The following is a 24,561-nucleotide window of genomic DNA, read 5'->3' as shown; positions in this document are numbered from 1 at the left end:
CTGAGCCTCCGAGCGTCGTGCCCGCAACGCAAAACGCAAAGGTGGGCGGGAAGCGGACATTCAATGCTGCAACGGACCATCTTTTTGAGGTGTAGCCGCGGAGAAGGTCTGGTTTGAGCCCAATTCACCTGATGCTGCGGCTTGAACCAACGACCGCTTTTTGAGCGCGGCCAAAAACGTGACAGATCCAAAGGCAGTTTCGCCAAGGGCTTGTGGCACAAGATTTTTCAACGATTCTAGCGTCAGCAACGCCTGTGACAAAAACGACCGTTTGTGGCAGAACTGAGCGGAATCCATCATGGGAAAGGCCACCATTCGATCTCCGCCTCGCCCATGGCTTGGAGGGCTTGGTTCACGCTGATCAGAGGGTTGGCACCGTTGAAGTACGTATCCCCCCTATACGCAGTAGGATGCGGGTGAGCGATGGAGGCGGTACGCGGAAAGTCATCAGGTTCCGGAATGCTTCGTCGGAACACATCTTGCGCTTCTCTACCGAGCAGCAAAAAAACAGTCCCGCCTTGCGCCGCCGCGATCTGTCGCAGGAGGTGTTCGGTCAGAAGCCGCCAGATCTCCTTATGCGCACTTTGGTGCTTCTTGTGCGTGAAGGTCCAGCTGGCGTTAACGAACAGCACTCCCTGCTCCTGGAGGCAGTCGAAAAATCTGACTGTCTGGGGGGGCGGGTCACCTAACATCGCACGAAGATTCCGCCAAGGCTCCGGGCCACCTAAGAGCCCAGGGGCCACCGCCGACTGCACCAGACGCCGGAGAGCAGGCCGAGTAGTTTCCGATATCCGTCCCGCGACACCGTCCTCAAAGCTACGCCCGGTCGCCCTATCAGGTTCGGTATACGGGTCCTGGCCAATAAGGACGACTCGAACATCGGTTGGCAGCAGTCCCGTGAACGGGAGAAACAGATGTCTCGCGCCTTCAGCATCATGCAGGGGTGGGTAGGGCGCAAAAGCGCCTTCTTCGTCCTGTGCCCCAACGAGCTTATCTGCTTCCAGATTGGGGGCAATGATCGCCTCCCGCCAGTTTTCCGGGACGGTGGCCGCCCATTCAGCCAAGGCTTGCTGCATGTCGTCGCGCAGGCTCACGTGCGTCCCTCCCAGGCGGAAACCCTATCAGTAGAATCACATTCTACTGGTACCGGAGTTTTGGATCGCAAGGTTCGAACAGAGAAGCATCATACCTCATAACTCCATTAAAATGACCTAAAGCCACTTAAAAGCCCTTATACGCTTGACAAGGGCCCTAATAATCCATATATTGACCTTATCAGGCAATAAGGCCTGCTTTATATTGAAAGGACTTTATATGAATGACAATTTCCAACCAGCAATCGCGGACGCCGTGAAAGCGCTTTACGAACGAGATGACAACGCCAAGAAACTGTTTGATTGGGTCGCATCGCTCCGGCGAGATGCGACAGCAACAAGCATCGAAAGAATATCTGCCAGACTAGGGATTTCCCGAAGTGCAGCCGTATCATTGGCGAAAGCCCTCGAAGAAGCGGGCTGCGGTGAGTTTATCGTAGGGCGAAGAGGCAGTTCTTCCCGCTTTGAGTGGTCGTATAGCCGCGTTAGCCTCGGACAGGTTGCCGCTGGTGAGGCGGACGAAATCGAACAGGTTTCGGACCCAATTTCAGAAACCGAAGAGGAAACCTTTAGCGCGGAAGGATTGGACGGCCCTCTGACCATACAGAAGGCGAAGTCTATGTTGGCCAAGACTCTGGGGGTTCAACCAGATCAGATTGAAATCCAGATTCGGGCTTAACTAGATCGTCCTGCGGGCATTCCATGCCCGTCCGCGCGAAGCGCCGGGCCTATCGGCGGGTGGCCTTTAGGTTGCCCGCCGACAAGTCACCCTAAAACCGCCTACACCCGCGATCACCCCACAACACAATAAGGCCCCCGCCTGCTGACGGGGGCCTCGATCTTTGCGGCGGCGCGGGCTGCTACTCGGTGGCCATCCGGTCGGCCTGCGCGGTGCGCTCCATGATGTAATCCACGGCCTTCTGCGCTTCGGACGCGGCGCGGAAGATCGCGCGGCTGTCTTCCTTCATCGCCTCCAGCCATCCTTCGACATAGGCCGCGCTCTGATCGAATTCAGGCTCCACCCCGATCTGCGCGCACAGCATGCAATTACCGATTTCGGCAACCAGCTCCTCAAACGCGTAGGCCTTGCGGTCATTGAACCGGCCAAAACGGTCCAGCCGCTTTGTCGCGCCAGTCCAATGGATTGTCTCATGGGCCAAGGTGCCAAAATACCCAGTCGCCCGATAAAACCTGCCAATTGGCGGCATGTGGATGCGGTCGGTCTTGATGTTGTAGTAGGCGCGCGGCTCCTCGGTCACGTCGATCTGCGCGCCAGTCGCGGCAAAGAACGCCTCCAACTCGGGGTCGGCCACCGTGCCAAGATCACGGGGCGGATCGGGCAGGATGTAGAATTCAGCGGGCAAGCCCTGGATCTGGTCGGCATTGAACACGCGGTAGGCCTTGGCATAGGGGATCTGGCGTTCCTCGCCGCTCTCGTCCTCGCGCTCGACGGTGCCGTATTTCACGACCGTGGCAGATTTCTCGCCCTTACGAACATGGCCCCCAAGCAGCTTGGCCTGATTGAACGTCATCCAGCGGGCTGAGCTGTAATCCTTGGCCATCGCCGTAGCCCAAAGCATCAGAATATTGATGCCCCGATAGGCTTCGCCGTTGAACCGTTCCGGCAAGCTGACCGATACCCCGCCACCGGTCCATGGCTTGCGCCAGGGCGGTATTCCCGCCTCGATCTGTGCGATGATCTGATTAGTGACATGGGAATAAACGTCAAACTTCTCTGCGGTCATTTGTGACCCTCCTTTGAGTGACGCGGTCCGGGTCTGTTCCCCTTTCCGCCGATGGGCGGGCCTTCCTGTTCTGTTGTTTGGAATGCCCATGCATTCCGAACGGCAGAGCAGGTAAGGGCAAAGCCCGTCCTGCGGCCTGGCGGGGCCGTGACAACCGGGTGGAGGGCGTGAATTTGGGAGGGAACCGCGCGCCTGCGCGTGGGAGGAACCGGAATTTTCGACCGGAACCGACGCCAACGGCGGCGCTTGCCGGTTTTCTCGGACCTGCCAGGATGGCAGGCGGATCAACAGGATTTGCAAACCGCCAAAGTTGGGGGTTTGCGCGGAAGCACCACTTAAGGTAATATGAAAGGAGGCAATCCTGCCGCCCAGGGCCGTCGCGCCCCGTTACATCGGTCCAACGTGACCTATGGAGTATAAGAAAATGGCTATCAAACCATATCGGTTTGAGGTGTCCGAGGCGCGTAGCGTCAAACACCCCACCCTCCCTAACATCGTTAAGCATACCTTCTTGGTCCCTGCACGCCTGTTTCCAAAAGGCGTTCCGACGGGCGCTAACTTGCGTGACCCCGTTGGTATGAATCGGCAGGTATACAAGGACGTGAAAGCAAGCCTCGAAGGTAAGGAAGCCCTTCCGGGAACCTTCGATCTACTGAATTTGGGGATCACCATCATTGCTGAAGACATCGAGGTGATCGACAAGCGGGTCTTCAACGTCATGATTGATGATGATTATGGTATCGCTAATGGCGGCCACACCACCCGGATCATTTATGACTGCCAAGAGGATGACTCGATCGCCGAAGGGCAGCACGTCGAAGTCAAAATCATCACTGGACTAGAAGGTGGGGAAAACCACACGCTGCGCGTGGATATCGCGAGGGGGCAGAACACTGGAATTTCTGTGCAACCTCGGTCGATATTTGAGCTTGATGGCGCGTTCGACAGCCTCAAAGAAATCGTGAAGGATCAAGACTGGGCGAACGATATTGGCTTCAAGGAGTCAGACAAAAAGGACATTGACGTCCGAGAACTGGTGTCAGTTCTTGAGCTGATGAACGTTACCGATTTTCCTGTTCGTGAGTCTAAGCACCCAATTGCGGCCTATGAGAAGTGGTCAACGCCGCTGATGAAGTTTGGTGACGACTTTAAAGAGCACCAGAAAACCGGCGAACCCAGAAAATACGCTGCCTTTGAACCTCTACTGATCGACACTCTTGTCCTATACGATCACATTCGCCGGGAATTTCTCAAGGTCTACAATGAGACTGTCAAAGGCCGCGCCGGGAACCTGAGGATTGTAGAGAAGGCTCCTCCAAGCAAGGGCCGATACAAGTTCCAATATGCAAAACTAGACGATCACGACCAGCGTTTGACCAAAGGGGCCGCTTACCCAATTCTCGGCGCGTTTCGAAATTTTGTTTCAATCAATCCGGACACTGGATGCGCTGAATGGGTTGGCGGTTTCGAAAACGTTCTTTCTTCTTGGCGCAACCTAGCGCCTGAGTTGGTTTCAGAAACAAAACAAGCAATTAATGACATCGGTAATGCGCCGGATTCACTTGGCAAAAATCGAAATCACTGGGCCAATTTATTCAAATCAGTGCGGCTGCATGTCATGCAGCAGCAGTTGGATACGATGGGTTGAGGAGCCTCGGCATGAACAGCCAAGAAAACAAAATCCTCATCAAAATTGGAAAGCACTTCGAGACAAACGCCAGCGGCAACGTCGCTGTCGGTGCAGTCGTTGTGATCGCACTGATGCTTGTCGCGGTTGGCTTTTCTTTCCTTTAAACGCTGCTGGCGGCCGCTTCTTTGCGGCCGCCACTATTCCACTACGGTACTCATTCTTTTCGAGACCGTCTCCGCCGGGGTCGCGCCAGCCTAGATCAGAGCTTTCAGTATCGAAAACAAGGCGACAAATTCACTGCACAAGGAACAGCGCAATCTGCGGAAACACGGCCAACAGGGCGATGAACCCCAGCATCCCTGCAACGAAGGGCATACAGCCGCGGAAAATCTTGCTAAGCGGCACGTCCTTCGCGACCGTCTTGATGACATAGACATTTACACCCAGAGGTGGAGTCACGAGGCCAATCTCGGCGACGATGATCACATAGATCCCGAACCACACTGGGTCGATCCCAAGTGCCATGGCAATCGGAAACAGGATCGGCACCGTCAGGATAAGCATGCCGAACACATCAAGCACGCAGCCCAAGACCAGATAGAGAAGTGTCACTGCAAGGATAAATTGGAAATAGCCCAGATCCATGGCCAGCATTGCACCCGTGAGCGCTTCGATGAAACCTGTCTGTACCAGAAAACGGACGAACAATGTGCCGCCCACAATGATGACGAACAACATCGTCGACATCAGCGCCGCATCGGTGAGCGAAGCACGGATCGCCTCGAGGTTCAGGTTGCGTTGTAGCAGGCCCAAGGCGAGCACCGTGAACACGCCGATCACGGAGCCTTCGGTCGGCGTGAAAACCCCCATGTAGAGTCCTCCCAGAAGCACTGTGAATAATCCCAGCACAGGCAGTACACCCAATAGCGCACGTATCCGTTCGGCCAGCCCCGGCACCTCAATCTTGTCCCCGCCCTGCGTAGGATCGATACGAACGATGACCATGATGATGGTCGCAAAGATCACCGCGATCATCAGGCCGGGAATGACCCCCGCTACGAACAGCGCCCCGATCGAGGTTTCCGTCATCAGGCCGTAGAAGATCATTATAATGCTGGGCGGGATTAGGATACCCAAGGTGCCTGAAGCCGACAGCACGCCCGTGGCCATCGGCATGCCGTAACCATAACGACGCATCTCGGGGATGATGATGGCGCCCATTGTGCGGGCTGTGGCCGTGCTGGACCCGCTGACCGCGCCAAACCCGGCGCAGGCAAAGACCGCCGCTACTGCCAGACCGCCCGGCATCCAGCTGAGCCAATAGGATGCCGCTCGAAACATGTTGCGGGCAATCCCTGTGTGATAGATCAGGTTCCCCATCAGGATGTAGAATGGAATGGAGATAAGCACGAATTTGGTCCCTTCGGACCAGAACGCCAGCGTTGTCTGTGTCATCGCCGTGGACAATGAGCCCACAAGGGCCAGACCGCCGATGCCGACGGCCATCAGGCTGAGGCCGATCGGAACACCGATCACGATCAGCAGGATCAGAAGGATGAAGGCGGCGGTTCCAAGGGCGATCACTGTGCCTCTCCTTGCATTGGGTTTTCGGCCGGTCGCGATGAGAAAAGTTTCCATGCGGCAAGGGCTGCGCAAACTGAAGCCACCGCACCCAGCGCCGCGCGGAACCAGCTGAGGGGAAGATCAAGATCCGTCGACCGTTCGTTGAACAAGATCATCAGGTCAATGTCGCGCCAGCACTGGATCGCGATCAGCAAGGACACCACCAGCAGCATCAGCCAGACCAGCCGCGCCAGCGCCGTATTCACGCTTGGCCGCATCATTGCCGTCAGAAAGTCGGCTCGAATATGGACATTGCGCCGCCAGCTTTCGGGCAGGGCAAGGATGATGGCCATGAACAGCGCCATGGTCGAAGCTTCCTGCGCCCAGATTAACGGAGCATTGAAGACATAACGCAGTGTCACATCGACGCCGATGAGCACAAGGATCAATGGCAGGCAAATGTAGGCTGAAAGTATGAATAGCCTGCGGGACACGTAAGAAAGAAAGGTCATGGCTGCCTCCGTTTGTGTTGGCGCGTCCGGACCCGCTGGCGCAGGGCCGGACCGGTTCAGGATGTGCTCGACATCCAGATCAGCGCAGACCCTCTACCGGTGGCAGGGCAAGGATGTCCGCATCGCTCATGGCGGAGTATTTGTCGCGTAGCTCACGCATGTCGGCGGCGAAGGCGGCGGCGGTAGAGCCTTCGCCCCCGTTCTGCGCCACGAAGTCATTCCACATCGGGTTCAGAAGTTCGGTGATGCGCGCCTGATCCTCGGCACTTGCCTGGACAATGGTCACCCCTTCCTGCGCCATGCGTTCAATCGCGCTTTCTGTCAGCCCCGTATACATGTTTGCATAGTCGTAACTGGCCGCATTTCCGGCTTCGGCCACAACAGACCGCAGGTCAGGCGATAGCCCGTCATAGAACGCCGCATTGATCGCATGGGGAATGGCGATCCGCGCAACACCCATTTGATAGTAGTGCTTGCCCACTTCATACACGCGATAGGCAACCATGTCAGCACTCGCCAGAATGATCCCGTCTACGACGCCCTGCTGGAAGGCGGTATATGAGTCGGTGATCGACATAGTCACCGGAATACCGCCCAGCCGCTCCACGATTTCTGTGGCCGTGCTGCCACCTGCACGGATTCGCAGGCCGCGCAGGTCGTCCATCGAATTTATCGGCTTCGAGGCGAGGATGTCATAGCTGGGGGTCGAAGCATTGAAAGCCAGCTTGACCCGCATCCTCTCATATTCGTCGCGCAGATACTTGGCGTAAAGCTCGTCCATCACTCGCACCGTGGCGATGTCGCTGCTGGGCATGGCGCCGGGCAGTTGCAGGCCGTGGAACAGTGCGAAGCTACTGGCCTGATAAAGCGGCCAGGCGGAAGTTACATCTGTGATGCCGGTGGCTGCGGCGCGAAAGCCATCCGCCACGGGGTGCAGCACTTCACCAGGGTAGCGCGCGACCGTCAGCTTACCTTCACTGAGGGTCTCAAGGCGCGTGGCATAGGGCTCGATTACTTCGAGCCATGCCGCCGAGGTAGCTGGCTGGTTGTAGGACAGCTTCAACTCTGTCTGCGCCTGAACAACCGAGGCCGCGCCGGTGATTGCCATGGCCATGGCGAAACCCGCGGCCTTCATTCCTGATAGTTTCATCTTGTCTGATCCTCCCTTGGTGTGGCTGGCGGCATCCCCGCCAGTGGACTTCCGATACGGCACTCAGGCGTTTTCTCCCCGGTGCCGAGTACTTTGCGCTACTTGATGGCAGCCGAAGCGTGCTGCCCGGCGATAAACCCGAAGGCCATGCCCGGCCCAAGCGTGATCCCCCCGCCCGAGTAATTCCCGCCCAGAACGCTGGCCATGTCATTGCCCACGGCATAGAGCCCGCTCACGACCGTACCATCCTCACTCAGGACACGCGCGTGGCGGTCGGTCTTGATGCCCGCAAAGGTGCCGATGCTGCCGGGGATGACGCGGACAGCATAGAAGGGTCCATCCTTTATCGGAGCCATGCAGGGATTGGGCGTCACCTGCGGGTCGCCGTGAAACCGGTTGTAGGCAGTGCTGCCCCGACCGAATTCAGTATCTACGCTGGTCGGCACATCCGAGTTGAAACGGGTGACCGTCGCTTTGAAGACCACAGGATCAACCCCAGCGTTGCGGGCCAGATCGTCCAGTGTCTTGCCTGCGATCAGATAGCCGGATTTGATTGACGGCCCCAGCGATAGCGGCGCGGGTTTTACATGGCCAAGCCCATATTTCCGGATGGTGCGATGGTCGCAGATAAGGAAAGCCTCGGCAGGCTCGCCGGACGGGGTCGCCGCCTCCAATCCCTGAACGAAGTCGTGATAGCTGTTGGCCTCGTTCACAAAGCGGCGGCCGTTCCGCAGCACGGCGATCACACCCGGCTTGCCGCGGTCGATGAAATGCGGGAACGGCCCCTTGGTTCCATCGGGGCGAGGCACCAGACTGGTGGGTGCCCATGCGCCTGCGTTGGGATAGTCCATAAGCGTGGCCGCCCCGATCGCTTCGGCCATGCGCAGACCATCGCCTGTATTGCCCGGACTTGCAGTCGACACATGCTCGCCTTCTGCGGACGGATGTTTGTAAAGCGCCTTGCGCCGCGCGATATCCTGCGGAAAGCCGCCACAGGCCAGCACGACACCGCGCCGCGCCAGAACACGCCGCGAACCTTGCGGGGTAAGGATGGTGGCGCCGGTCACGGCGCCGTCCGCATCGCGCGTGATAGCCTTGACCGGGCTGTCCAGTAACACCTCGACGCCCAGATCGCGGGCCGAGCGGAACAAGCGCGCCGCCAGTGCATTGCCATTCGTGAGAAGTTGAGATCGACCGGTCAGCGCCTTGTCGATGCCAAACTTGGTTAACCGTTGAGTGACGTAAATGAAGGAAGCAGGCGACTTGAACGCCCGGTAGAAGTGCCACAACTCCTTGCCCGATCCGATGGCCAGACCAAACAGCGTCAATTCCTTGCGCGGCGGACGCAGCTTGTCCAGATCGCGACCCAGCATAGATGCCTTCACCGGTTGCGCCAGGATCGAGCGACCGCCCGCGGTGCCCCCCGGCGCATCAGGGTGATAATCCGAAAAGGCCGGGGATGCCTCGAACCGGACATGGGTATGCTCGTGCATGAAGGTGACCATCGCGGGCCCGGCATCAAGGAAAGCCTCGGCCCGATCCCCGTCGAACTGGTTTCCGGCCTCGTGACGAATGTAGTTAAGCGCCGCTTCCTTGCTGTCCTTGACGCCCGCCTCTTGACTTACGAAATTGTTCGGAACCCAGAGATAGCCACCCGACAGCGCCGTCGTGCCGCCGAAGACAGATTCCTTTTCGACCACGATGACCTTGAGTCCATTTTTGGCCGCAACGATGGCGGCGGTCATGCCACTCGCGCCCGAGCCTGCAACCAGAAGGTCGCAGTCAATTACTGGCAAGGTCTCGTCGGTTCTGTCCGTCATAATTCAATCTTTCTGATGCAGGAATAGAAGGCAGTTCAGTTCGCCAGATAGCCGCCGTCCACAGGCAGCATGGTGCCGGTCACGTAGCTGGACAGCCTTGATGCCAGAAACAGCACAGGTCCGACCAACTCGTCGGGTTCGCCCACACGTCCCATAGGGGTATGGGACATGAAACGCGCCATCGCTTCGGGATTGGCTCGGGTACCTTCGGTCATAGGGGTCGCGATGACGCCGGGAGCAATGCCGTTGACGCGCACACCATCGGTGGCAAGATCGCAGGCCAAAGCCTTGGTCAATTGGATCACGCCACCTTTGGACGCGGCATAGCTGGCCGAATTCCGATAACCTACGAACGAGGCAATGGAACCCAAGTTGACGATGCGGCCACGGGTGGCCTTGATCTGGGGCAGCAGCGCCACAACCATATTTGCGGTGCCGTTCAAGTTAACAGCGACTTGGGCGTCGAGATGATCAAGAAAGTCGGCATCACCTGGTGCGGTGCGCCGGGTGATGCCCGCGTTGTTCACAAGTATTGAGACATTGCCGAACACAGCTTTCGCCCGGTCCGCAAAGGCGGTGCAGGCCGTACGATCCGTCACGTCCAGCGCAAAGCCTTCGGCGCGTCCGCCTTGTTGCCTAATCTCTTCGGCCTCGGCCTTTGCACCTGCCTCGTTCATGTCGCACAGCAGGACCGCAGCCCCCGCAGCCGCAAGCCCCCGTGCAATCGCCGCCCCGTTGCCTTGGGCGGCACCGGTAATGACCGCGACATCACCATCCAGCAAAACGGTCAAACTTTCGATCATCATTGTCATCCCCCCCTTGCGTCGTGTCGCAAGCTTGCAAGACACGACCTTCCACTGATGAATAAATATTACGTTATTCGTAATGTATTTTGTCAAGCGTAACATTGCTTACGGGTTGGTTTCATGTCAAGGATCATTTATAATTGTTGAACGGTCGGACCTGAGGGGAGCGACAAAACATGGACGGGACAGCAAGCGGCGAGAAAACGATGCTCCGGTCGACCCAAAGCGGTGTTCAATCCGTTGAAGTGGCCGGTATAATTCTGGATGCGCTGATTCAGGCCGATGGCCCCTTGAAGCTGGCCGAAGTTGCGGCTCTGGTTGAGATGCCCTCGGCCAAAGCTCACCGTTATCTGGTCAGCCTGATCCGAATCGGATTGGCTCTTCAGTCGAAGGAAACGTCGAAATACGACCTTGGGCCGACAGCCTTCCAGCTTGGCATCAAGGGCTTTGCCCGGTTTGAACCGCTCAAGGTGGCCGAACAGATGTTGCGCGACATGGTCGAGATGGTCGGTGAAACTGCCGCATTGGCAGTCTGGACCGAAAAGGGGCCGACCATGATCCGGGTGATCGAGGCGAGGCATGATTTCGCGACGACCATTGCACCCACACACCATTGCCCGCTGACCTTTTCGGCCACCGGCCTTCTGTTTGCCAGCTTCGAAGATACCGCGCGCACCGATGTCGTGATCGAGCGCGAGTTGGAGCAGAACCGCAATGTCGGCCGAACCCACGCACCGAAGGATCGCAGCATACTGGCAGAAATGATCGCCGAGACGCGTGGACAGGGCTATGCTGTAATGAACAACGGCGGCGGTGACGGGTTCGGTGCAGTCAGCGCGCCAATTTTTGACGTGACGGGGCGTCTTTGCATGGCGCTGACGGTCTTCGGCCGCACAGAAAGAGTAGACGCCAGCCCTGACGGCACCCTGGCCCGCATTGTGTCACGGACCGCCGGAAAGGTCTCATCTGCGTTCGGCCATAAGGTGTAGGTCACCAGGAAAAGACCGAGGCGACATGCACAGATCACAAGAGCGAGTGGTTCCGGTGTGCTGCGCTGAGAAGTGTTACCTTCACTGACAGGGGACTGTTGCATTAATCGCAGGCCTCGGCCAACTTTGGGCTTTTGAGGTTGAGCATGCCGCGTAGATCCCCGTTCAAGCACCACCGTTTTCCACGTGACATCATCCTTTGCGCGGTACGGTGGTACTTGCGGTATCCGCTGTCCTATCAGGATGTTGTGGATTTGATGGCTGAGCGTGGGATCACGGTTGATCGGTCAACTGTGTTTCGATGGGTGAACAAGTTTGGCCCCGAGATCACGAAGCGAACGGAGAAGCACCTGCGCCGCGCCAGCCTGGACTGGCACGTCGACGAAACGTATATACGGGTCGGCGGCAAATGGCGTTATCTGTGGCGGGCCGTGGATGCTAACGGTCAGATGGTCGACTTCCGCCTGACTGCCCGGCGGGATGCGAAAGCGGCCAAAGCCTTTCTGAACAAAGCGATTGAGCGTGTCAGATTCCATAGACCGGTCACGATCGTAACGGACAAGGCCCACTCATATCGACGAGTGATCCACGAGATCAATCAACACTATGATCCACATTTTGACAGCATCCGGCACATCGACAAGAAGTGGCGCAACAATCTGATCGAGAGCGACCATGCAGCTATGAAGCGGCTGCTCGGATATCGTCAGAGCTTTCGGTCCCTGCGATCAGCCAAAGCAACCCTGAGCGGGATCGAGACGATCAGAACAATCAAACGCGGCCACATCTATCAAAAACAATCTGGCGTTCAGGGCGAAATCAAGTTCATCAACCAACTGTTCGCGGCCGCATGATCCGGCAAACCCACAGTACCCGGCATTCGCCGTACCCAATTAATGCAACAGTCCCGTCCTGAGCCACTTTTATGGGTTGCGCCACTCCTTTTGGGCGATTGTATATTTGATCACCCTGACGTGAGATAAGCTCGGATTCGACCAATCTAGACTCGTGTGCCAGCGAGAACCGCTTGCTCTCAGTCAAACCCTCCTGGCAAAATCAGCGCGGTTCTAGCAATTTGGTGATCAGTCTTTTTTGCCGCTAAAACGACCCTTTTCGCGGCAGTTCGTCATCTTACGCCAAGTCATTGATCCAATTGGTGCTGGACCGTCGCAAAAACCTCGTGCAAAAAGAATCCATGAAAGTCGGTTACGCACGTGTGTCCACAGAGGAACAGAACCTTGATCTACAGATCGAGGCGCTGACCGAAGCTGGCTGCGACCGGATCGTTACCGACCATGCGCAGAGCGGCGCGAAAGCAGCCGAGACCCGCGAGGGATTTTCCGAGGCGCTCAAGCTTCTAGGCTCCGGAGACCTTCTGGTGGTCTGGAAGCTGGACCGTGTAGGCCGATCCATTGCAGACTTGATCCATCTTCTGAAGCTTTTTGAGGACCGTGGTATCGAGTTCCGCAGCTTGACAGACGGGATCGACACGACGACCGCAGGTGGCCGTCTGGTGTTCCACATCATGGGCGCACTTGCCGAGTTTGAGCGCGACCTGATCCAGGAGCGGACCAGAGCGGGCCTGCGGTCTGCTAAGAAGCGCGGAAAGCGACTTGGCCGCCCCCCTGCCCTCACGCCCGCGCAGATCGCACACGCGAAAGCGGCAATCTCCGCGAAGCGGGAAACCGTCACCGGCATGGCGGAAATCCTTGGCGTACACCGCAGCACCATCCAACGCGCGCTTGGCGCATCGGCGTGAGGCGGATCAAATATGGATAGCCTTCAACGCGCTTTCTACGGGCTGAAGTTCGAGAACGCTTTTCTCAGGCAAAAGGGAAAGGCGTTTGAGGATCTGTTTTCAAGGATCATGGGGCACGCCTCCCCCGGCGATTTTCAAGCCGTGCGGCCTTATGGAAATCGCGGCGACCTGAAATGCGATGGCTACCGTGTCAGCGACAAGACTGTTTTCCAGTGCTACGCTCCGTCTGCCATGAAGCTGGCTAATATGCTCACCAAGATGGACGAGGACTTCAACGGCGCAGTTGCTCATTGGGGCGGCCGAATGGAACGCTGGTCGTTCGTTCACAACGAGGATGATGGCCTGCCCGCAGACGCGACACAGAAGCTGGTGGACCTCGGCACCGCGAACCCGGATGTCAGCCTCGACCAGACCGGGTATCCGGAGCTGTTCGCAATCGTCATGGCACTTTCTGTCTCGCAGCTCGAAGACCTGTTCGGATCGGTGCCTTCACAGCGCACGATGGCTCAATTGGACTACGCAGCCCTGCGCCCAGTCGTATCCCTGATCCAGAAGCTATCCCCAGACGACAATCCGCCCCTGTCTGCGCCTTCGGCGTCGAAGCTGGACGCGAACAAACTCGCGTCTGATGCCGCCGAGCTGCTGCGCCAAGGCCGCCGTCGTGAGCCGCTGGTCGAGCAGTTTTTCAACGACTGGCCCGATCCGAGCTTTGGCGAGGAGATTGCCCAGGGGTTCCGCGAGCGGTATCAGGCATTGAAGGCGGAAGACCTGACGTCTGACCAGATATTCTCCGAGCTGCAAACTTTCGCCGGTGGTATGGACGGGACGCCTCCGCATCAGGCAGCTGTGCTCGCGGTCATGTCCTACTTCTTCGAGCGGTGCGATATATTCGAGGATCACGCGGAGGGGGATGTGGGAATATGATCCTGCCGACCAAACACATAAGACCGGAACGCGCACTTCTGACAATTGGGGCCGAGGTTCTAGGGTGTCTGCGCGAGCCGATGACCGTCTCCCGTGTCTGGGACGAGCTTCGCAAACGGCGTGGCGAGACGTCGGAGCCGTCCGCGATCACATACGATTGGTTCATCTTGGCGCTCGACCTTCTGTTCATCGTGAAGGCCGTTGATTTTGACAGTGGCGTGCTGCGGAAGACGGCACCATGATCCATACGATTTCGAGCGACCTTGATGGTTTCAAGGGGCTGACGTTTACACCTGGATTGAATATCCTGCTTGCCGAGAAGAGTGCTGACGCAACGGATCGCCAATCTCGCAACGGAGCTGGGAAGACCAGCTTCGTAGAACTGATCCACTTTCTGTTCGGCGGCAACGCCAAGCCGGACAGTATTTTCAGGACGGACGAGCTGGTCGCATCCACGTTCGAGATGCAGATCGACATGGGCGGGCATGTGATTTCGGCAGCACGATCTGGCGCAAAGCCTTCTCGCATCCGCATACAGGGCGAGACGTCCCATTGGCCGATCGAACCCACCTTGGAAGCCAAGACCGGCGACCTTATTCTGTCCAACGACCACTGGAAATCTGATCTAGGGGCTCTGATGTTCGGCCTTCCTGTGGACCCTGATGCTCAAAGCCGCTTCGGAGCGACCTTCCGGTCCCTCTTCTCGTATTTTGCCCGCCGCCAGAACAGCGGGGGTTTCATTCAGCCGACCCAGCAATCGGGTCAGCAGCAGAATTGGGATCAGCAAGTCGCGGTATCTTACCTTCTCGGTCTCGACTCCGGCATTTCCCAAGAATTTCAGGAGATCCGCGCGCAGGAAAAGGCTATGGCCGAACTTCGTAAGGCTGCAAAGCAGGGCAACCTAGGCAAGTTCTACGGCAACGCCGCTGATTTTCGTACGCGCCTTGCCATCGCCGAGACAAAGGCGCGACAGCTCCAGCAGCAGCTCGCTACGTTCAACGTAGTCCCTGAATACGCGGCGATGGAGCAGGAAGCTTCGGAGATCACCCGGACCATCTCCGCCGTCAACGACGACAACCTGATCGACCGCGAGTTGATCCTGCAACTCACATCCGCCCTGGCGGATGAGCGACCGCCTGCGGCCGACAATATCGCAAAGCTCTACAGTGAGGCGGGCGTCGTCCTGCCGGGCACGGTCGGTCGGCGGTTCGAGGAAGTCTCGCAGTTCCATGAAGCCATCGTTCGGAACCGTCAAGCCCATCTTTCGGCTGAGATCGCAGCTGCCGAAGAGCGAATTTCCGTGCGGGTTGCCGAACGTATCGACTTTGATCGGCGACGGGCGCAACTCATGGGCATCCTGCAATCCGGCGGCGCTCTGGAGCATTACGCGAAGCTCCAGGAAGAGGCGGGCCGAGCCGAGGCCAATGTCGAAGGGCTTCGCCAGCAGCTTGAGATCGCCGAGCGGATCGAAAGCACCAAGGTCCAGCTGGAGATCGAGCGCGCCCGCCTTCGTCAGGCATTACAGAATGACCTTCACGAGCGCAGCGCTATTGTGAACGAAGCCATCGTCATCTTTGAGAAACTGTCGCAGGCCCTCTATGAACAGGCCGGAAACCTGACCATCGCAGCGACACCGAACGGACCAACGTTCGAGGTGAAGATCGACGCGCAGCGAAGCAAGGGCATCACGAACATGCAGATTTTCTGCTTCGATTTGATGCTGGCCGAACTGGCGACCCGGCGGGGCATCGGCCCAGGCTTTCTGATCCATGACAGCCATCTGTTCGATGGCGTGGATGAACGTCAGGTCGCCAAGGCCTTGCAACTCGGTGGTGACCATGCGGCCAATGTCGGTTTCCAGTATCTCGTCACCATGAACTCTGACGCAGTGCCTGAAGACGGGTTTCGCGGGGACTTCGATGTGCAGAGCTTCATCAATCCGACTCGTCTGACCGACGAAATTGAGACCGGCGGGCTGTTTGGTGTCCGGTTCGGTTAAAGAAGATCGTAGATACGCGCTTGTATCCCCGGCCGAAAGCAACGCAAGACGCCATTCAGATATGACAAACGCCATTACAAGCGCCGCAACCGGATCGAGATCCTGTTCGGGAAGCTCATGGATTGGAGGCGCGTCGCGACCCGCTATGACCGCTGGGGTCGAGCCGAACTGCACTGTCCTGCCGATCGCCCCGCCCACGTAATATGAACATTTGGCGAAGCGGGCTGGTCCAGCCCGGTTGTCGGATCGTGCCCGGCGTGACGAGGCATTGCGGCTCGAGATCCGGCGGGTTCCTGCCGGACATTGAAACTCTCATAGCCACCAAAGAATTTGCCGTCATTCTTATAAGGAATGCCAGATCCTATAATGTTGTCAAACACTTACCTCGCACTCATCGTCGAATAGTTATTGACCTAAGTGCTACGGACGTGATTCGATGTAGTCGTGGGTATGGTCCATATTTGGTATCTTCCACATGGAGGACCGCAAAATGCTCGATCAGAACCGCCACAAGGAAATCAAGCGTCGGCTCCGCGAATGTGGCACTTCGATCACGCAAATCGCCCGTGATATCGGCAAGGATCAGAGTACGGTGACGATCGTCAGCCAAGGGCATCGCAAGTCAGATCCCATTCAGCGGGCGATCGCGGAGCGGCTCGGCACGACCGCTGAGGCCCTTTTCCCCGAACGATACAAGGAGGAAAACGGATGAAATAGACAGCCCAAAAACAAGAGAACTCCAACAAGCATAGCCTGCCAGAGTCCTGATGTCGTATCGATTGGTACCCGATAGCTTCATCTTCCCTCACACGGCAGAAAAGTCAAGTCCGGTGGCGACTGACCGCCCTCGGAAGTCGTGTTCAAATGAGATGAAAGGGGACCGCCTCCCCCGGTCAGTCGCGCGCTACGCACGGCATCGGGTGAGGTGTGTCCGATTAAGAAATGAACCAACAAACACACACATTCCGTCCCCCTCACCCTTCGAGAGGCCTTCGCAAGATATCCTTCCGGTCGCGTGGTAGTTGTCGCACGTCGTCTGCGTGCTCAATGCCGAGCGTTGACGGATTGGTCACGGTCGACTGCGAAAGCAGGCTGGAGGACCGGACACGTTCGATCCTGCTTGCGCAACCCGGTCTTCATGATTTGCGGGAGCAGTATCCACGCGTCGAGTATCACGGAAACGATGGCGTCCGCCGGTGGCATACGTTCGATTTCATGGCCACGTACCTAACGGGTCGCCGTATTGCTATCGCCGTCAAACCAAAGAAGCTATCGGATCGGCGGCGGTTCTTCGAGGAACTCGTAGACGTTGAGGCTGCGCTACCTCGCCGCGTGGCCGACGAGGTAAGGCTCGTCACCGATGACGACATCGACCGCACCGAGGCGACGAATGCCGCCCGATACCTTCATTTCGCGCGCGATACCGACCCGGAGGCGGATGCGTGGCTGACCGAACGTCTCCGGCGGGCGGACGGCCAACTCTCGGTGTCGGACCTGATCAACGAAAGCGACATGGGTGGGCGCATGTTCCGCGCGGTGTTCCGTGCGATTTACGTCGGACACCTTCGTGCCGATCGCCGCTCTCCGATCACGGTCGCAAGCGTCGTTTTCCGGGAGTCTGTCCAATGACCATCCGCATGAAATTTGCCGAGACGGACCGTCTTCTCATACACGGCACGGCTTACAGGGTCGCCGACCACGACGAACACAGCCTCACCGTATTCCAACACGATAACCCCGGCATAACCGAGACCATCGCGTTCGAGGAGATGTCGCGCCTTCTCCGCACACGAACGGCCCATCTTCAACGAGGGTTTTACGATCGGGCTTCCCGGAGCGCATCTTCGAATGATTTCGAGGGTTTGAACGACCTTCCGGCTGATGTGCAGAGCGAAGTTCTCTGGCGGCACCGTTGGTGTACCCTGCTCGACGAACGGCGCAAGCGAGGTGCCCTAGTTCTGACCCGGAACTCGATCCGACAGGCAATGACAGATCTCGTACCGCAGATCATCGAAATGGAAACCGCCGCACAGCGCGGAGCTCGGAAAAGACGGTCCGCTTCGAAAATCGAACTTCACGATCTCCCCAAACCATCCACTCTCCTCGAATGGTATCGGAGCTATCGCGACGGCGCGCGCGGAATCATGGCTCTCGTTCCCGAGTTATACCGGTCCGGCAATCGAGCACGTCGCTTCAGCTTAGCCACGGAGGCATTCGTCGCCAAGAGCATTGAGGATTACGCATGTCCGCTTCGGCCTTCAAAGGCGCAAGTCGTGGAAAGAACGATGCTTCGGCTCAAAGAAGAAAACCGTTGCCGCGCGGACGCCGGAGAAGTGGCTCTCGACCCTATGTCCGGTCGGACGATACGTCGTCGCCTGGATGGCCTCGATCCCTATCATACCTACGCGCAGCGGTTCGGCCCCGCTGCCGCCAACAGAAAGTTTAACATCAGTGAAAACGGCGACAAAGCGCTCTTCCCGATGGAGGTGCTCGAAACGGACTCGTGGAAGATTGATCTCATCACCTTGTTCGCTCGCAGCGGTATCCTGGAAGGGCTAAACCCCGAGATGCGCGCGCGGCTCGAAAAGGGCCGACGATGGATCACGGTCGCGATCGACAAGGCCACGCGTGTCGTGGTCGCGTTCCGCATCGTCGACGCACCCTCGGCAGCGAGTTCGGTCGCCGTCATCGCGGACGCGACTCGAGACAAATCACATATCGCGCGAGCCATGGGCTGCGAAAATCCGTGGCCCTTCCACGGCGGGCTGAACGTCGTCAGCGCCGACATGGGCCCCGAGAATAACAACGAGACCTTCCGCGCAGCCATCCACTCGGCGGGCGGAAACGTCATCTACGGCCCCGCGAGTCAGCCGCAGCTCAGGGGTATGGTCGAGAGCCTATTCCGCACCTTCGGACAGAAGCTCATGCCACTTCTCCACGCTCGCACGCATTCAAACCCCGTCGAGAAAGGCGACTATGACGCCGAGCGATACGCCAGTCTCGCCGATGACGAACTGACGCGGATCGTCACGAGGTACATCGTCGACATATATCACCAGCAAGGACACGAGGGGCTCGGAGGGGAAACGCCTGCGCACTGCTGGAAGCGCCTGAGTAATCTCTACGGCGTTACTCCGCCACCAGACGGACATGTCCGGCGGGCCGCATTCGGCATCCCAAACAACCGTATAATTGTTGGCGGCAACGTTAAAGTTGTAGGGATAGAGTACACGTCCGATGCGGTTCGAAATCAATTTCTGCATGGTCACGATAGCAACGTCGATGTCCGCATGGATCCGCAGGACTTGGGCTGGATCACCGTTCGGATCGACGGGAAATGGCACGCCGCCGAAGCTGTTCCCGAAGGGTTTCATGGTCGTTCTCTGGACGAGTGGATCGACACCTGTACAGCGCTGCGCCAGAAGCATCGACGTGACGCCGCGATCCATGAAGACTCCATCCGCCGCGCATTCGACGGGATAGAAACGATCCAGAGGGACGCGCTTCTGAGGATGGAATTGACACCGAGCCGTATGTCAGCAGAGGCGCTACATCGCCTCGAAGGGGAATTGTTCCTCGGGCTGAACATCACGACGGAGGCCAAGCAGGGCGGTTCCGACGGATCGAGATTGATCGTCTCTCGCAATCGTCAAGAGGGACCGGACGAGGACGATTCGTTCGACATCGGGATCGGCAAACCGGTTCGTCCGAACACCGACGGATCGGGGGGCAGTGCTGTGCCCGAAGACGATCATGAAGCCGACGGGCACTCGCCCTGGACACTGGAGGACGAATGATGTCCGAGGCTCTTCTGCAATCGGTCGGCGAGCAAATCGCCGACCTTCAGGCCCACTTCGTGCGGCACGAGCGGTTCCGACAGCTCGACGAGGTTTTCCGGCTCCTCAAACACAGGCGGCAGGCCGACATCCGCGCTGGTCGATCCCGCGAGCTGCGTGGGATCGCCGTCATAGGTGCATCGGGAAGCGGCAAGACCACCGCCGTGGATAGACTTCTGCGAAACGCATCGAAAGACGGAGACACCGGCGACCATTGGGAAATCATCAGCCTGCGCGTTCCCTCGCCTGCCACGGTGAAATTCGTCGGGCAGACAATCCTTCGGGGGCTCGGCTATCCCGTCAACGGTCGGCGGGAGGCATGGTACGTCTGGAACCTCGTTCGTCACCACCTGCGGGAACGGCAAACCCTCTTCCTCCATCTCGACGAAGCGCAGGACCTTGCCGCACGGGGCACCGAACGCGAACGCCAGTCCGTCGTGAACCTTCTGAAATCCCTAATGCAAGACCCCGACTGGCCGGTCTGCCTCATTCTCTCTGGGACCGGCGAGCTTGCGGACATCCTGAATTTCGACCCGCAACTCGGCAGGCGGTTTCAGCCGATCCGGTTCGACCCCGTTAACGAGATCTCCGATCTGGGCAAGGTCCGCGACCTGCTTTCCGCGTATGTCGCCAAGACCTCTCTATCCGCCGACGACGGGATCGGGACGAACGAGTTCGCAGCCCGTCTCGTCCATGCTGCCGCCAATGAGTTCGGCCTGATCATTGAGATCACAATCGTCGCCATCGAGGTAGCATTTCTCAGGCAGGGGGCATCGCTGACGGTCGCGGATTTCGCCGGTGCGTTTCGGCGGCGGACGGGCTGCATCGACGGGCTCAATCCGTTCGTCGCGCAGAATTTCCGTCGGATCGACCCGCGCGAGCTGTTGGCCGACGAGGGACGGATCGCATGACGGACATCAAGCCCCCGTCTCCGCTCTCCGTTCCGAGCCACGACGATGAGACATTCATGTCGCTCGTGTCCCGCATCGCGGTCCGGAACGGCGCTGCCGACCTCTCAGATTTCAGAAAGGACATCGGCGTCCGCCAGGAAGACATGCTTCGGGCTGATCCGGAAGCATTGGCGGAACTCGCGCTCGGTGCTGGTATACACGATCATCCGTCTCTCCGGCGAACGCCCGTTGCGTTCGATGGCGGTCGCTTCGCTTACGGAAAAGCGATCCTGACGTCGAGAGATCTCGCCCGCTTTCGCGTTCGCATCTGCCAGAAGTGCATCAACGGTGACCGGCGCCGCGATTCCGTACTCGGCCCATATCAACGGTTCGAATGGCTTCTCGCGGATGTCCACACGTGCCACGAGCACAATTGCCTTCTGATCGATGTCACGGACACTGTGGGCTCGTGCGGCAGATTGGACTTTCACTTCGCGATCCAAAATGCGGATCTGCGAGCCTTCTCCCGGCTTGGCGACCGAGTCACGCCCCAGCATCGCGGCCTCGAAAACTATCTCATAGGCCGGGTCCGCGGCGCTCGAACGTCTGCGTTCCTCGACGGAATGGAGTACCGGGTCATCGCGGCGACCTCTACTGCGCTCGGGTGCTTGATCCAGTCAGGTCCGAAGGCGAAACTCGACGACCTATCCGAGCGGGAGCTCCGTTCGGCAGGACACTACGGCTTTCAGATCCTCAGCGAAGGCCCGGCGTCGTTTCGGGGAGCTCTCGAGAGGATCCGTATGTCAAAGCCTGTAGCGGCGGCCAAGCACCGCAAACGTTTTGGAGGGTTCTTCGACTGGCTTCGGAACAAGGAAGACCCGGCATTCAATCCGATCAAGGATATAGTCCGTGAGTATATCCTCGACACGTTTCCGGTGCCGGAAGGAATGGAGGTTCTCGGTGTGGAATGCGGCGAGCAGCGTCGTCACACACTCGCGACCGGGGCGCGAATGATCGATATGAATCGCGCACGCCTGGGCCATCGTCTCGTTGAGCGTGGGTTGGCTTCAGTCAAACCCGGTAGACCTATTCCGGTTCTCCTCGACTACATCCCCGTCGATGTTCTGGAACAAATAAAGAAAGACGAGGCGACCGATTACGACCTCGACGAAGTCTGCGAGCTGTTCGGAGTGCATCGCAACATCGCCGGTCGTTTGGCGAGGGCTGGTTTTCTCGGAACGCGTTCGTTCGAGGATACCGGCACCTATAGATTCGAGCGGGACGACGTATGGAAGCTCAAGCATCGGCTTTTCGGCACGGTTGCGATGCGCTCGCTCGGAACCGACACTCACCTGCCGCTTTTCGATGCGGCCCGTCAATTCCGCCTGCCGATCGAAGCCCTGATCCATTACTGCTGCAACGAAACGTTGAAGCTGAAGCATCCTCCATCGTCGCGACGCTTGTTGACCGACCTTCTCGTTCCCATCGACGAGTTGAAAAGGCATATCGAGCCGAAGCGCTCGGAGGGGCTTTTGCATAAGGACGCCGCCAAGACCCTGCATGTTGATCGGAAGACTATCTCCGAGTTGGTCGCTGCTGGTAAGCTGGTCGAGAAGTCCATCCACATTCCATATGCGGACCACAGCATACGCTACATCACGGTCGAATCGTTGCGTGCTTTTTGCGCAGACTATTTTTCACTCGCCAACTTGGCCTTAAGCGTCGACCGCGAACCTGGCCCTTACGCACAGTATCTGGCGGCACGCGGCATTCGGCCGTGCGTCGATATCGCGTCAAGTTCCCGCATCTACAAACGCTCGGACTTTCGTCGCAAGAAAGACTGATTTATTTATCCTTAGGATGGGGCCGACCTGCGGGTCGGCCCTTTTTCGTCGACCTAGTTGCGGACGAGTCGGTGCCTTTTTGGCAAAGAGTCGGGATTGCGTGATACATCCGCCAGAACAGTATCGGAAAACCAGTGTTTATTCGTTTTTCTGAATCGGATACTTCGTGGCACGTATCATCTTGAAAAGGGGCAGATAGTTCTGCCTTTCTTGTCAGAGGATTTGCCTCTGTCGCGAAGACAGGTGCTGATTTCCCTACGAACATCTAAGCTGTTTCGATCCGGGCCTTTCGGCGTGTTGATCGCTTTGCAGCCCTTCCCCATGGAACCTTTCGCCGAGGATACTTCCGAATTTGACGTACCATACACCTCCAAGAGAGGGTCACAAACGGCGGCACAAAGTCCTCCGTTGCGATTGACTTGCAATCCAAATCCGAACTGAGAAACGAACCTTTAGTACATATCGCAAAAATTCCATAGATGGGGCAGAAAGCCAGTTCCTGGATACTGTGCTCGCCGGCTCTCTCGTCGCCACCAAACCGCGAAGATAGCACCTTGAGAAGGGCGTTAGAAATGGCTATCATTGCTCCAAAAATTGCGCATTTCTATCAGCACGTTAGGTGGCATTACTTTGAGCGAGGAAAGTACAGAAGCAAATCAACATAGTCAGCCACAACCGCGCATGTGCAAGGCACTGACGGCTATCGACCTGTTTAGCGGCGCAGGTGGCCTGACACTGGGCTTAAAACAGGCCGGGTTTCGCGTGCTGGCTGGCATAGAAATCGAAAAAATCCCTGCAGCGACTTACAAACTCAACCATCCAGATGTTCATTGCTTTGACAAGGACATACGCAAAATTGGTGCGGTTGAGATCTTGAAAGCAACTGGCTTGAAGCGGGGCGAACTCGACTTATTAGCAGGTTGCCCACCTTGCCAGGGCTTCTCCACGCTCCGAACCAGAAAAAAGTCCAATGCGGTCGCAGATGATCGGAACGATCTTCTGTTTGAGTTTCTTCGCATAGTTGAGGCTCTTTCTCCTCGATCAATCATGATGGAGAATGTGCCTGCATTAGCACACGATATACGGATGAAGACGTTCTTAAAACGTATCTCTGTTCTCGGCTATAAGGTTGGGCGGAAGAACGTAAGGGTGGAGGACGCTGCGGAATACGGTGTTCCTCAGCGTCGCTACAGGATGATCCTGCTCGCCTCTAAGACTGGCCAAGTCAAGCAAGCTGAAAAATCAGAAGCTATTACTGTTCGCAAATGCCTCGAAGCTGTTCGTCTGGCACCAGTTGGTGAAGCAGGGGATCCATTGCATGATCATGTTCCAAACAGGGCAGCTCATGTTGCGGAGATCATCCGAAATATACCAAAGGACGGGGGCTCAAGAACATCCTTGCCTGACCATTTGGTATTGGAATGCCATAAGAAGAAGAACACTGGTTTTCGAGATGTTTATGGACGAATGTCGTGGGACAAAGTTTCGCCAACGATGACTGGTGGCTGCGGAAATCCATCAAAAGGGCGATATCTTCATCCCGAAGAAGACCGTGCAATAAGCCTTCGCGAAGCCGCGTTGTTTCAAACGTTTCCTGCTGATTATCAGTTTGACCTCACTGAAGGTCGCGGCAAGGTCGCTCTAATGATCGGTAACGCGTTGCCGCCAGAGTTCATTAGGCGGCATGCGGTACAGATTTCAAAATCGTTGTCTTACGGCTGACCCCAGATCAGGGGGCGCTAACCTTTGCGAAATGGCTCGAATTCATCGAAGCCGATCCTAGAGATTTCCTGGCTCATATTCTGTGCAATTCTAAGTGCCCGCTTGTACTTAAGATTTGCGAGCCAGCGGTAGTCCGTGTTGTTGGCATCCGAAACATGGTATATCTCTCTCTGCTCATCATAGGGTAATCCCCCCGTTTTTGCGGGGGCTTGGTCGTAGAATTTACGCGGCCATTCTCAGTTTCTGGGCGGGGGTCATCCCGCCGTTGCCCATGTTTG

23 protein-coding genes and 1 pseudogene are annotated in these 24,561 nt (G+C 57.5%); 16 read left to right on the top strand and 8 right to left on the bottom strand.

Annotation, left to right across the window (positions count from 1 at the left end):
- Positions 1-60: 60 nt before the first annotated feature.
- Positions 61-300 carry a hypothetical protein gene (locus BUC08_RS24295; protein ID WP_143186702.1) on the bottom strand — a complete coding sequence of 80 codons (240 nt, stop codon included), beginning with the start codon at positions 298-300 and terminating at the stop codon, positions 61-63.
- Complete coding sequence (locus BUC08_RS08040; RefSeq protein ID WP_037927778.1) at positions 297-1,094, bottom strand: uracil-DNA glycosylase family protein; 798 nt, start codon at positions 1,092-1,094, stop codon at positions 297-299. Before BUC08_RS08040 ends, BUC08_RS24295 begins: the two co-directional genes overlap by 4 nt.
- Positions 1,095-1,314: 220 nt before the next feature.
- On the opposite strand from BUC08_RS08040, the gene BUC08_RS08035 reads away from it, so the two are divergent.
- Positions 1,315-1,773, top strand: coding sequence for a hypothetical protein (locus tag BUC08_RS08035; protein WP_037927777.1), 459 nt, complete (start codon positions 1,315-1,317; stop codon positions 1,771-1,773).
- Positions 1,774-1,954: 181 nt separating this feature from the next.
- On the opposite strand, the gene BUC08_RS08030 is transcribed toward BUC08_RS08035, so the two are convergent.
- Positions 1,955-2,839: an ArdC family protein gene (locus BUC08_RS08030; RefSeq protein ID WP_073194181.1), complete on the bottom strand. Its 885-nt coding sequence runs from the start codon at positions 2,837-2,839 to the stop codon at positions 1,955-1,957.
- Positions 2,840-3,263: 424 nt separating this feature from the next.
- Here BUC08_RS08030 and BUC08_RS08025 point away from each other — a divergent pair, with 424 nt between their 5' ends.
- Both BUC08_RS08025 and BUC08_RS25105 read left to right on the top strand, forming a co-directional pair.
- Positions 3,264-4,487 (top strand): AIPR family protein, encoded by a 1,224-nt coding sequence (locus tag BUC08_RS08025; protein ID WP_159436685.1) that lies wholly within the window; start codon positions 3,264-3,266, stop codon positions 4,485-4,487.
- 11 nt (positions 4,488-4,498) lie between these two features.
- The gene (locus BUC08_RS25105; RefSeq protein ID WP_263596501.1) at positions 4,499-4,633 is read left to right on the top strand and encodes a hypothetical protein; all 135 of its coding nucleotides are present in this window, start codon (positions 4,499-4,501) and stop codon (positions 4,631-4,633) included.
- Positions 4,634-4,763: 130 nt separating this feature from the next.
- On the opposite strand, the gene BUC08_RS08020 is transcribed toward BUC08_RS25105, so the two are convergent.
- From BUC08_RS08020 to BUC08_RS08000, 5 genes are all read right to left on the bottom strand, one after another.
- Positions 4,764-6,053 (bottom strand): TRAP transporter large permease, encoded by a 1,290-nt coding sequence (locus BUC08_RS08020; RefSeq protein ID WP_037931717.1) that lies wholly within the window; start codon positions 6,051-6,053, stop codon positions 4,764-4,766.
- Positions 6,050-6,544, bottom strand: a complete 495-nt coding sequence (locus tag BUC08_RS08015) for a TRAP transporter small permease (RefSeq protein WP_037931719.1) — start codon at positions 6,542-6,544, stop codon at positions 6,050-6,052. Before BUC08_RS08015 ends, BUC08_RS08020 begins: the two co-directional genes overlap by 4 nt.
- 79 nt (positions 6,545-6,623) lie before the next feature.
- Positions 6,624-7,694 carry a TRAP transporter substrate-binding protein gene (locus BUC08_RS08010; protein ID WP_081855500.1) on the bottom strand — a complete coding sequence of 357 codons (1,071 nt, stop codon included), beginning with the start codon at positions 7,692-7,694 and terminating at the stop codon, positions 6,624-6,626.
- Positions 7,695-7,792: 98 nt separating this feature from the next.
- Complete coding sequence (locus tag BUC08_RS08005; RefSeq protein ID WP_051694709.1) at positions 7,793-9,514, bottom strand: FAD-dependent oxidoreductase; 1,722 nt, start codon at positions 9,512-9,514, stop codon at positions 7,793-7,795.
- A 35-nt stretch (positions 9,515-9,549) separates the two neighbouring features.
- Positions 9,550-10,317 carry an SDR family NAD(P)-dependent oxidoreductase gene (locus BUC08_RS08000; protein WP_037931757.1) on the bottom strand — a complete coding sequence of 256 codons (768 nt, stop codon included), beginning with the start codon at positions 10,315-10,317 and terminating at the stop codon, positions 9,550-9,552.
- A gap of 179 nt (positions 10,318-10,496) precedes the next feature.
- Between BUC08_RS08000 and BUC08_RS07995 the strand changes: the two genes are divergently transcribed.
- From BUC08_RS07995 to BUC08_RS07935, 13 genes and pseudogenes are all read left to right on the top strand, one after another.
- Positions 10,497-11,309 (top strand): IclR family transcriptional regulator, encoded by an 813-nt coding sequence (locus BUC08_RS07995; protein WP_037931725.1) that lies wholly within the window; start codon positions 10,497-10,499, stop codon positions 11,307-11,309.
- A gap of 146 nt (positions 11,310-11,455) precedes the next feature.
- A complete protein-coding gene (locus BUC08_RS07990; RefSeq protein WP_037931728.1) occupies positions 11,456-12,163 on the top strand; it encodes an IS6 family transposase in 708 nt (235 codons plus the stop codon).
- 290 nt (positions 12,164-12,453) lie between these two features.
- On the top strand, positions 12,454-13,068 hold the full coding sequence (locus tag BUC08_RS07985) for a recombinase family protein (protein ID WP_234973749.1): 615 nt from the start codon (positions 12,454-12,456) through the stop codon (positions 13,066-13,068).
- 12 nt (positions 13,069-13,080) lie between these two features.
- Positions 13,081-13,992, top strand: coding sequence for an ABC-three component system protein (locus BUC08_RS07980; RefSeq protein ID WP_037931734.1), 912 nt, complete (start codon positions 13,081-13,083; stop codon positions 13,990-13,992).
- Positions 13,989-14,234, top strand: coding sequence for an ABC-three component system middle component 6 (locus BUC08_RS07975; RefSeq protein ID WP_037931736.1), 246 nt, complete (start codon positions 13,989-13,991; stop codon positions 14,232-14,234). The genes BUC08_RS07980 and BUC08_RS07975 overlap by 4 nt, the downstream gene beginning before the upstream one ends.
- Positions 14,231-15,991: an ABC-three component system protein gene (locus tag BUC08_RS07970; RefSeq protein WP_037931739.1), complete on the top strand. Its 1,761-nt coding sequence runs from the start codon at positions 14,231-14,233 to the stop codon at positions 15,989-15,991. The genes BUC08_RS07975 and BUC08_RS07970 overlap by 4 nt, the downstream gene beginning before the upstream one ends.
- A 12-nt stretch (positions 15,992-16,003) precedes the next feature.
- A pseudogene (locus BUC08_RS07965) lies at positions 16,004-16,198 on the top strand (hypothetical protein); the annotation flags it as partial.
- 283 nt (positions 16,199-16,481) lie between these two features.
- Positions 16,482-16,703, top strand: coding sequence for a helix-turn-helix domain-containing protein (locus BUC08_RS07960; RefSeq protein ID WP_037931742.1), 222 nt, complete (start codon positions 16,482-16,484; stop codon positions 16,701-16,703).
- 335 nt (positions 16,704-17,038) lie between these two features.
- A complete protein-coding gene (locus BUC08_RS07955) occupies positions 17,039-17,620 on the top strand; it encodes a PDDEXK family nuclease (RefSeq protein WP_143186701.1) in 582 nt (193 codons plus the stop codon).
- A complete protein-coding gene (locus tag BUC08_RS07950; protein ID WP_143186700.1) occupies positions 17,617-19,788 on the top strand; it encodes a DDE-type integrase/transposase/recombinase in 2,172 nt (723 codons plus the stop codon). The genes BUC08_RS07955 and BUC08_RS07950 overlap by 4 nt, the downstream gene beginning before the upstream one ends.
- Positions 19,788-20,738 (top strand): TniB family NTP-binding protein, encoded by a 951-nt coding sequence (locus tag BUC08_RS07945; RefSeq protein ID WP_037931745.1) that lies wholly within the window; start codon positions 19,788-19,790, stop codon positions 20,736-20,738. Before BUC08_RS07950 ends, BUC08_RS07945 begins: the two co-directional genes overlap by 1 nt.
- Positions 20,735-22,561: a TniQ family protein gene (locus tag BUC08_RS07940; protein ID WP_037931748.1), complete on the top strand. Its 1,827-nt coding sequence runs from the start codon at positions 20,735-20,737 to the stop codon at positions 22,559-22,561. Before BUC08_RS07945 ends, BUC08_RS07940 begins: the two co-directional genes overlap by 4 nt.
- A gap of 582 nt (positions 22,562-23,143) precedes the next feature.
- Entirely contained in the window at positions 23,144-24,283 is a 1,140-nt protein-coding gene (locus tag BUC08_RS07935; protein ID WP_200796203.1) for a DNA cytosine methyltransferase, read from the top strand.
- The last annotated feature ends 278 nt before the right edge of the window (positions 24,284-24,561 follow it).

This window comes from Pseudosulfitobacter pseudonitzschiae (assembly GCF_900129395.1).
Classification (GTDB): Bacteria; Pseudomonadota; Alphaproteobacteria; order Rhodobacterales; family Rhodobacteraceae; genus Pseudosulfitobacter; species Pseudosulfitobacter pseudonitzschiae.
This window is presented reverse-complemented; position numbering and strand designations above follow the sequence as displayed.

Coding starts and splice junctions, on each gene's coding strand:
- BUC08_RS24295 (WP_143186702.1), bottom strand. CDS start 300: ATGATGGATTCCGCTCAGTTCTGCCACAAACGGTCGTTTTTGTCACAG.
- BUC08_RS07975 (WP_037931736.1), top strand. CDS start 13,989: ATGATCCTGCCGACCAAACACATAAGACCGGAACGCGCACTTCTGACA.
- BUC08_RS07950 (WP_143186700.1), top strand. CDS start 17,617: ATGACCATCCGCATGAAATTTGCCGAGACGGACCGTCTTCTCATACAC.
- BUC08_RS07960 (WP_037931742.1), top strand. CDS start 16,482: ATGCTCGATCAGAACCGCCACAAGGAAATCAAGCGTCGGCTCCGCGAA.
- BUC08_RS07995 (WP_037931725.1), top strand. CDS start 10,497: ATGGACGGGACAGCAAGCGGCGAGAAAACGATGCTCCGGTCGACCCAA.
- BUC08_RS08030 (WP_073194181.1), bottom strand. CDS start 2,839: ATGACCGCAGAGAAGTTTGACGTTTATTCCCATGTCACTAATCAGATC.
- BUC08_RS07970 (WP_037931739.1), top strand. CDS start 14,231: ATGATCCATACGATTTCGAGCGACCTTGATGGTTTCAAGGGGCTGACG.
- BUC08_RS08025 (WP_159436685.1), top strand. CDS start 3,264: ATGGCTATCAAACCATATCGGTTTGAGGTGTCCGAGGCGCGTAGCGTC.
- BUC08_RS07980 (WP_037931734.1), top strand. CDS start 13,081: ATGGATAGCCTTCAACGCGCTTTCTACGGGCTGAAGTTCGAGAACGCT.
- BUC08_RS08000 (WP_037931757.1), bottom strand. CDS start 10,317: ATGATCGAAAGTTTGACCGTTTTGCTGGATGGTGATGTCGCGGTCATT.
- BUC08_RS08035 (WP_037927777.1), top strand. CDS start 1,315: ATGAATGACAATTTCCAACCAGCAATCGCGGACGCCGTGAAAGCGCTT.
- BUC08_RS07945 (WP_037931745.1), top strand. CDS start 19,788: ATGTCCGAGGCTCTTCTGCAATCGGTCGGCGAGCAAATCGCCGACCTT.
- BUC08_RS08010 (WP_081855500.1), bottom strand. CDS start 7,694: ATGAAACTATCAGGAATGAAGGCCGCGGGTTTCGCCATGGCCATGGCA.
- BUC08_RS08005 (WP_051694709.1), bottom strand. CDS start 9,514: ATGACGGACAGAACCGACGAGACCTTGCCAGTAATTGACTGCGACCTT.
- BUC08_RS25105 (WP_263596501.1), top strand. CDS start 4,499: ATGAACAGCCAAGAAAACAAAATCCTCATCAAAATTGGAAAGCACTTC.
- BUC08_RS07940 (WP_037931748.1), top strand. CDS start 20,735: ATGACGGACATCAAGCCCCCGTCTCCGCTCTCCGTTCCGAGCCACGAC.
- BUC08_RS08015 (WP_037931719.1), bottom strand. CDS start 6,544: ATGACCTTTCTTTCTTACGTGTCCCGCAGGCTATTCATACTTTCAGCC.
- BUC08_RS07990 (WP_037931728.1), top strand. CDS start 11,456: ATGCCGCGTAGATCCCCGTTCAAGCACCACCGTTTTCCACGTGACATC.
- BUC08_RS07955 (WP_143186701.1), top strand. CDS start 17,039: ATGCCGAGCGTTGACGGATTGGTCACGGTCGACTGCGAAAGCAGGCTG.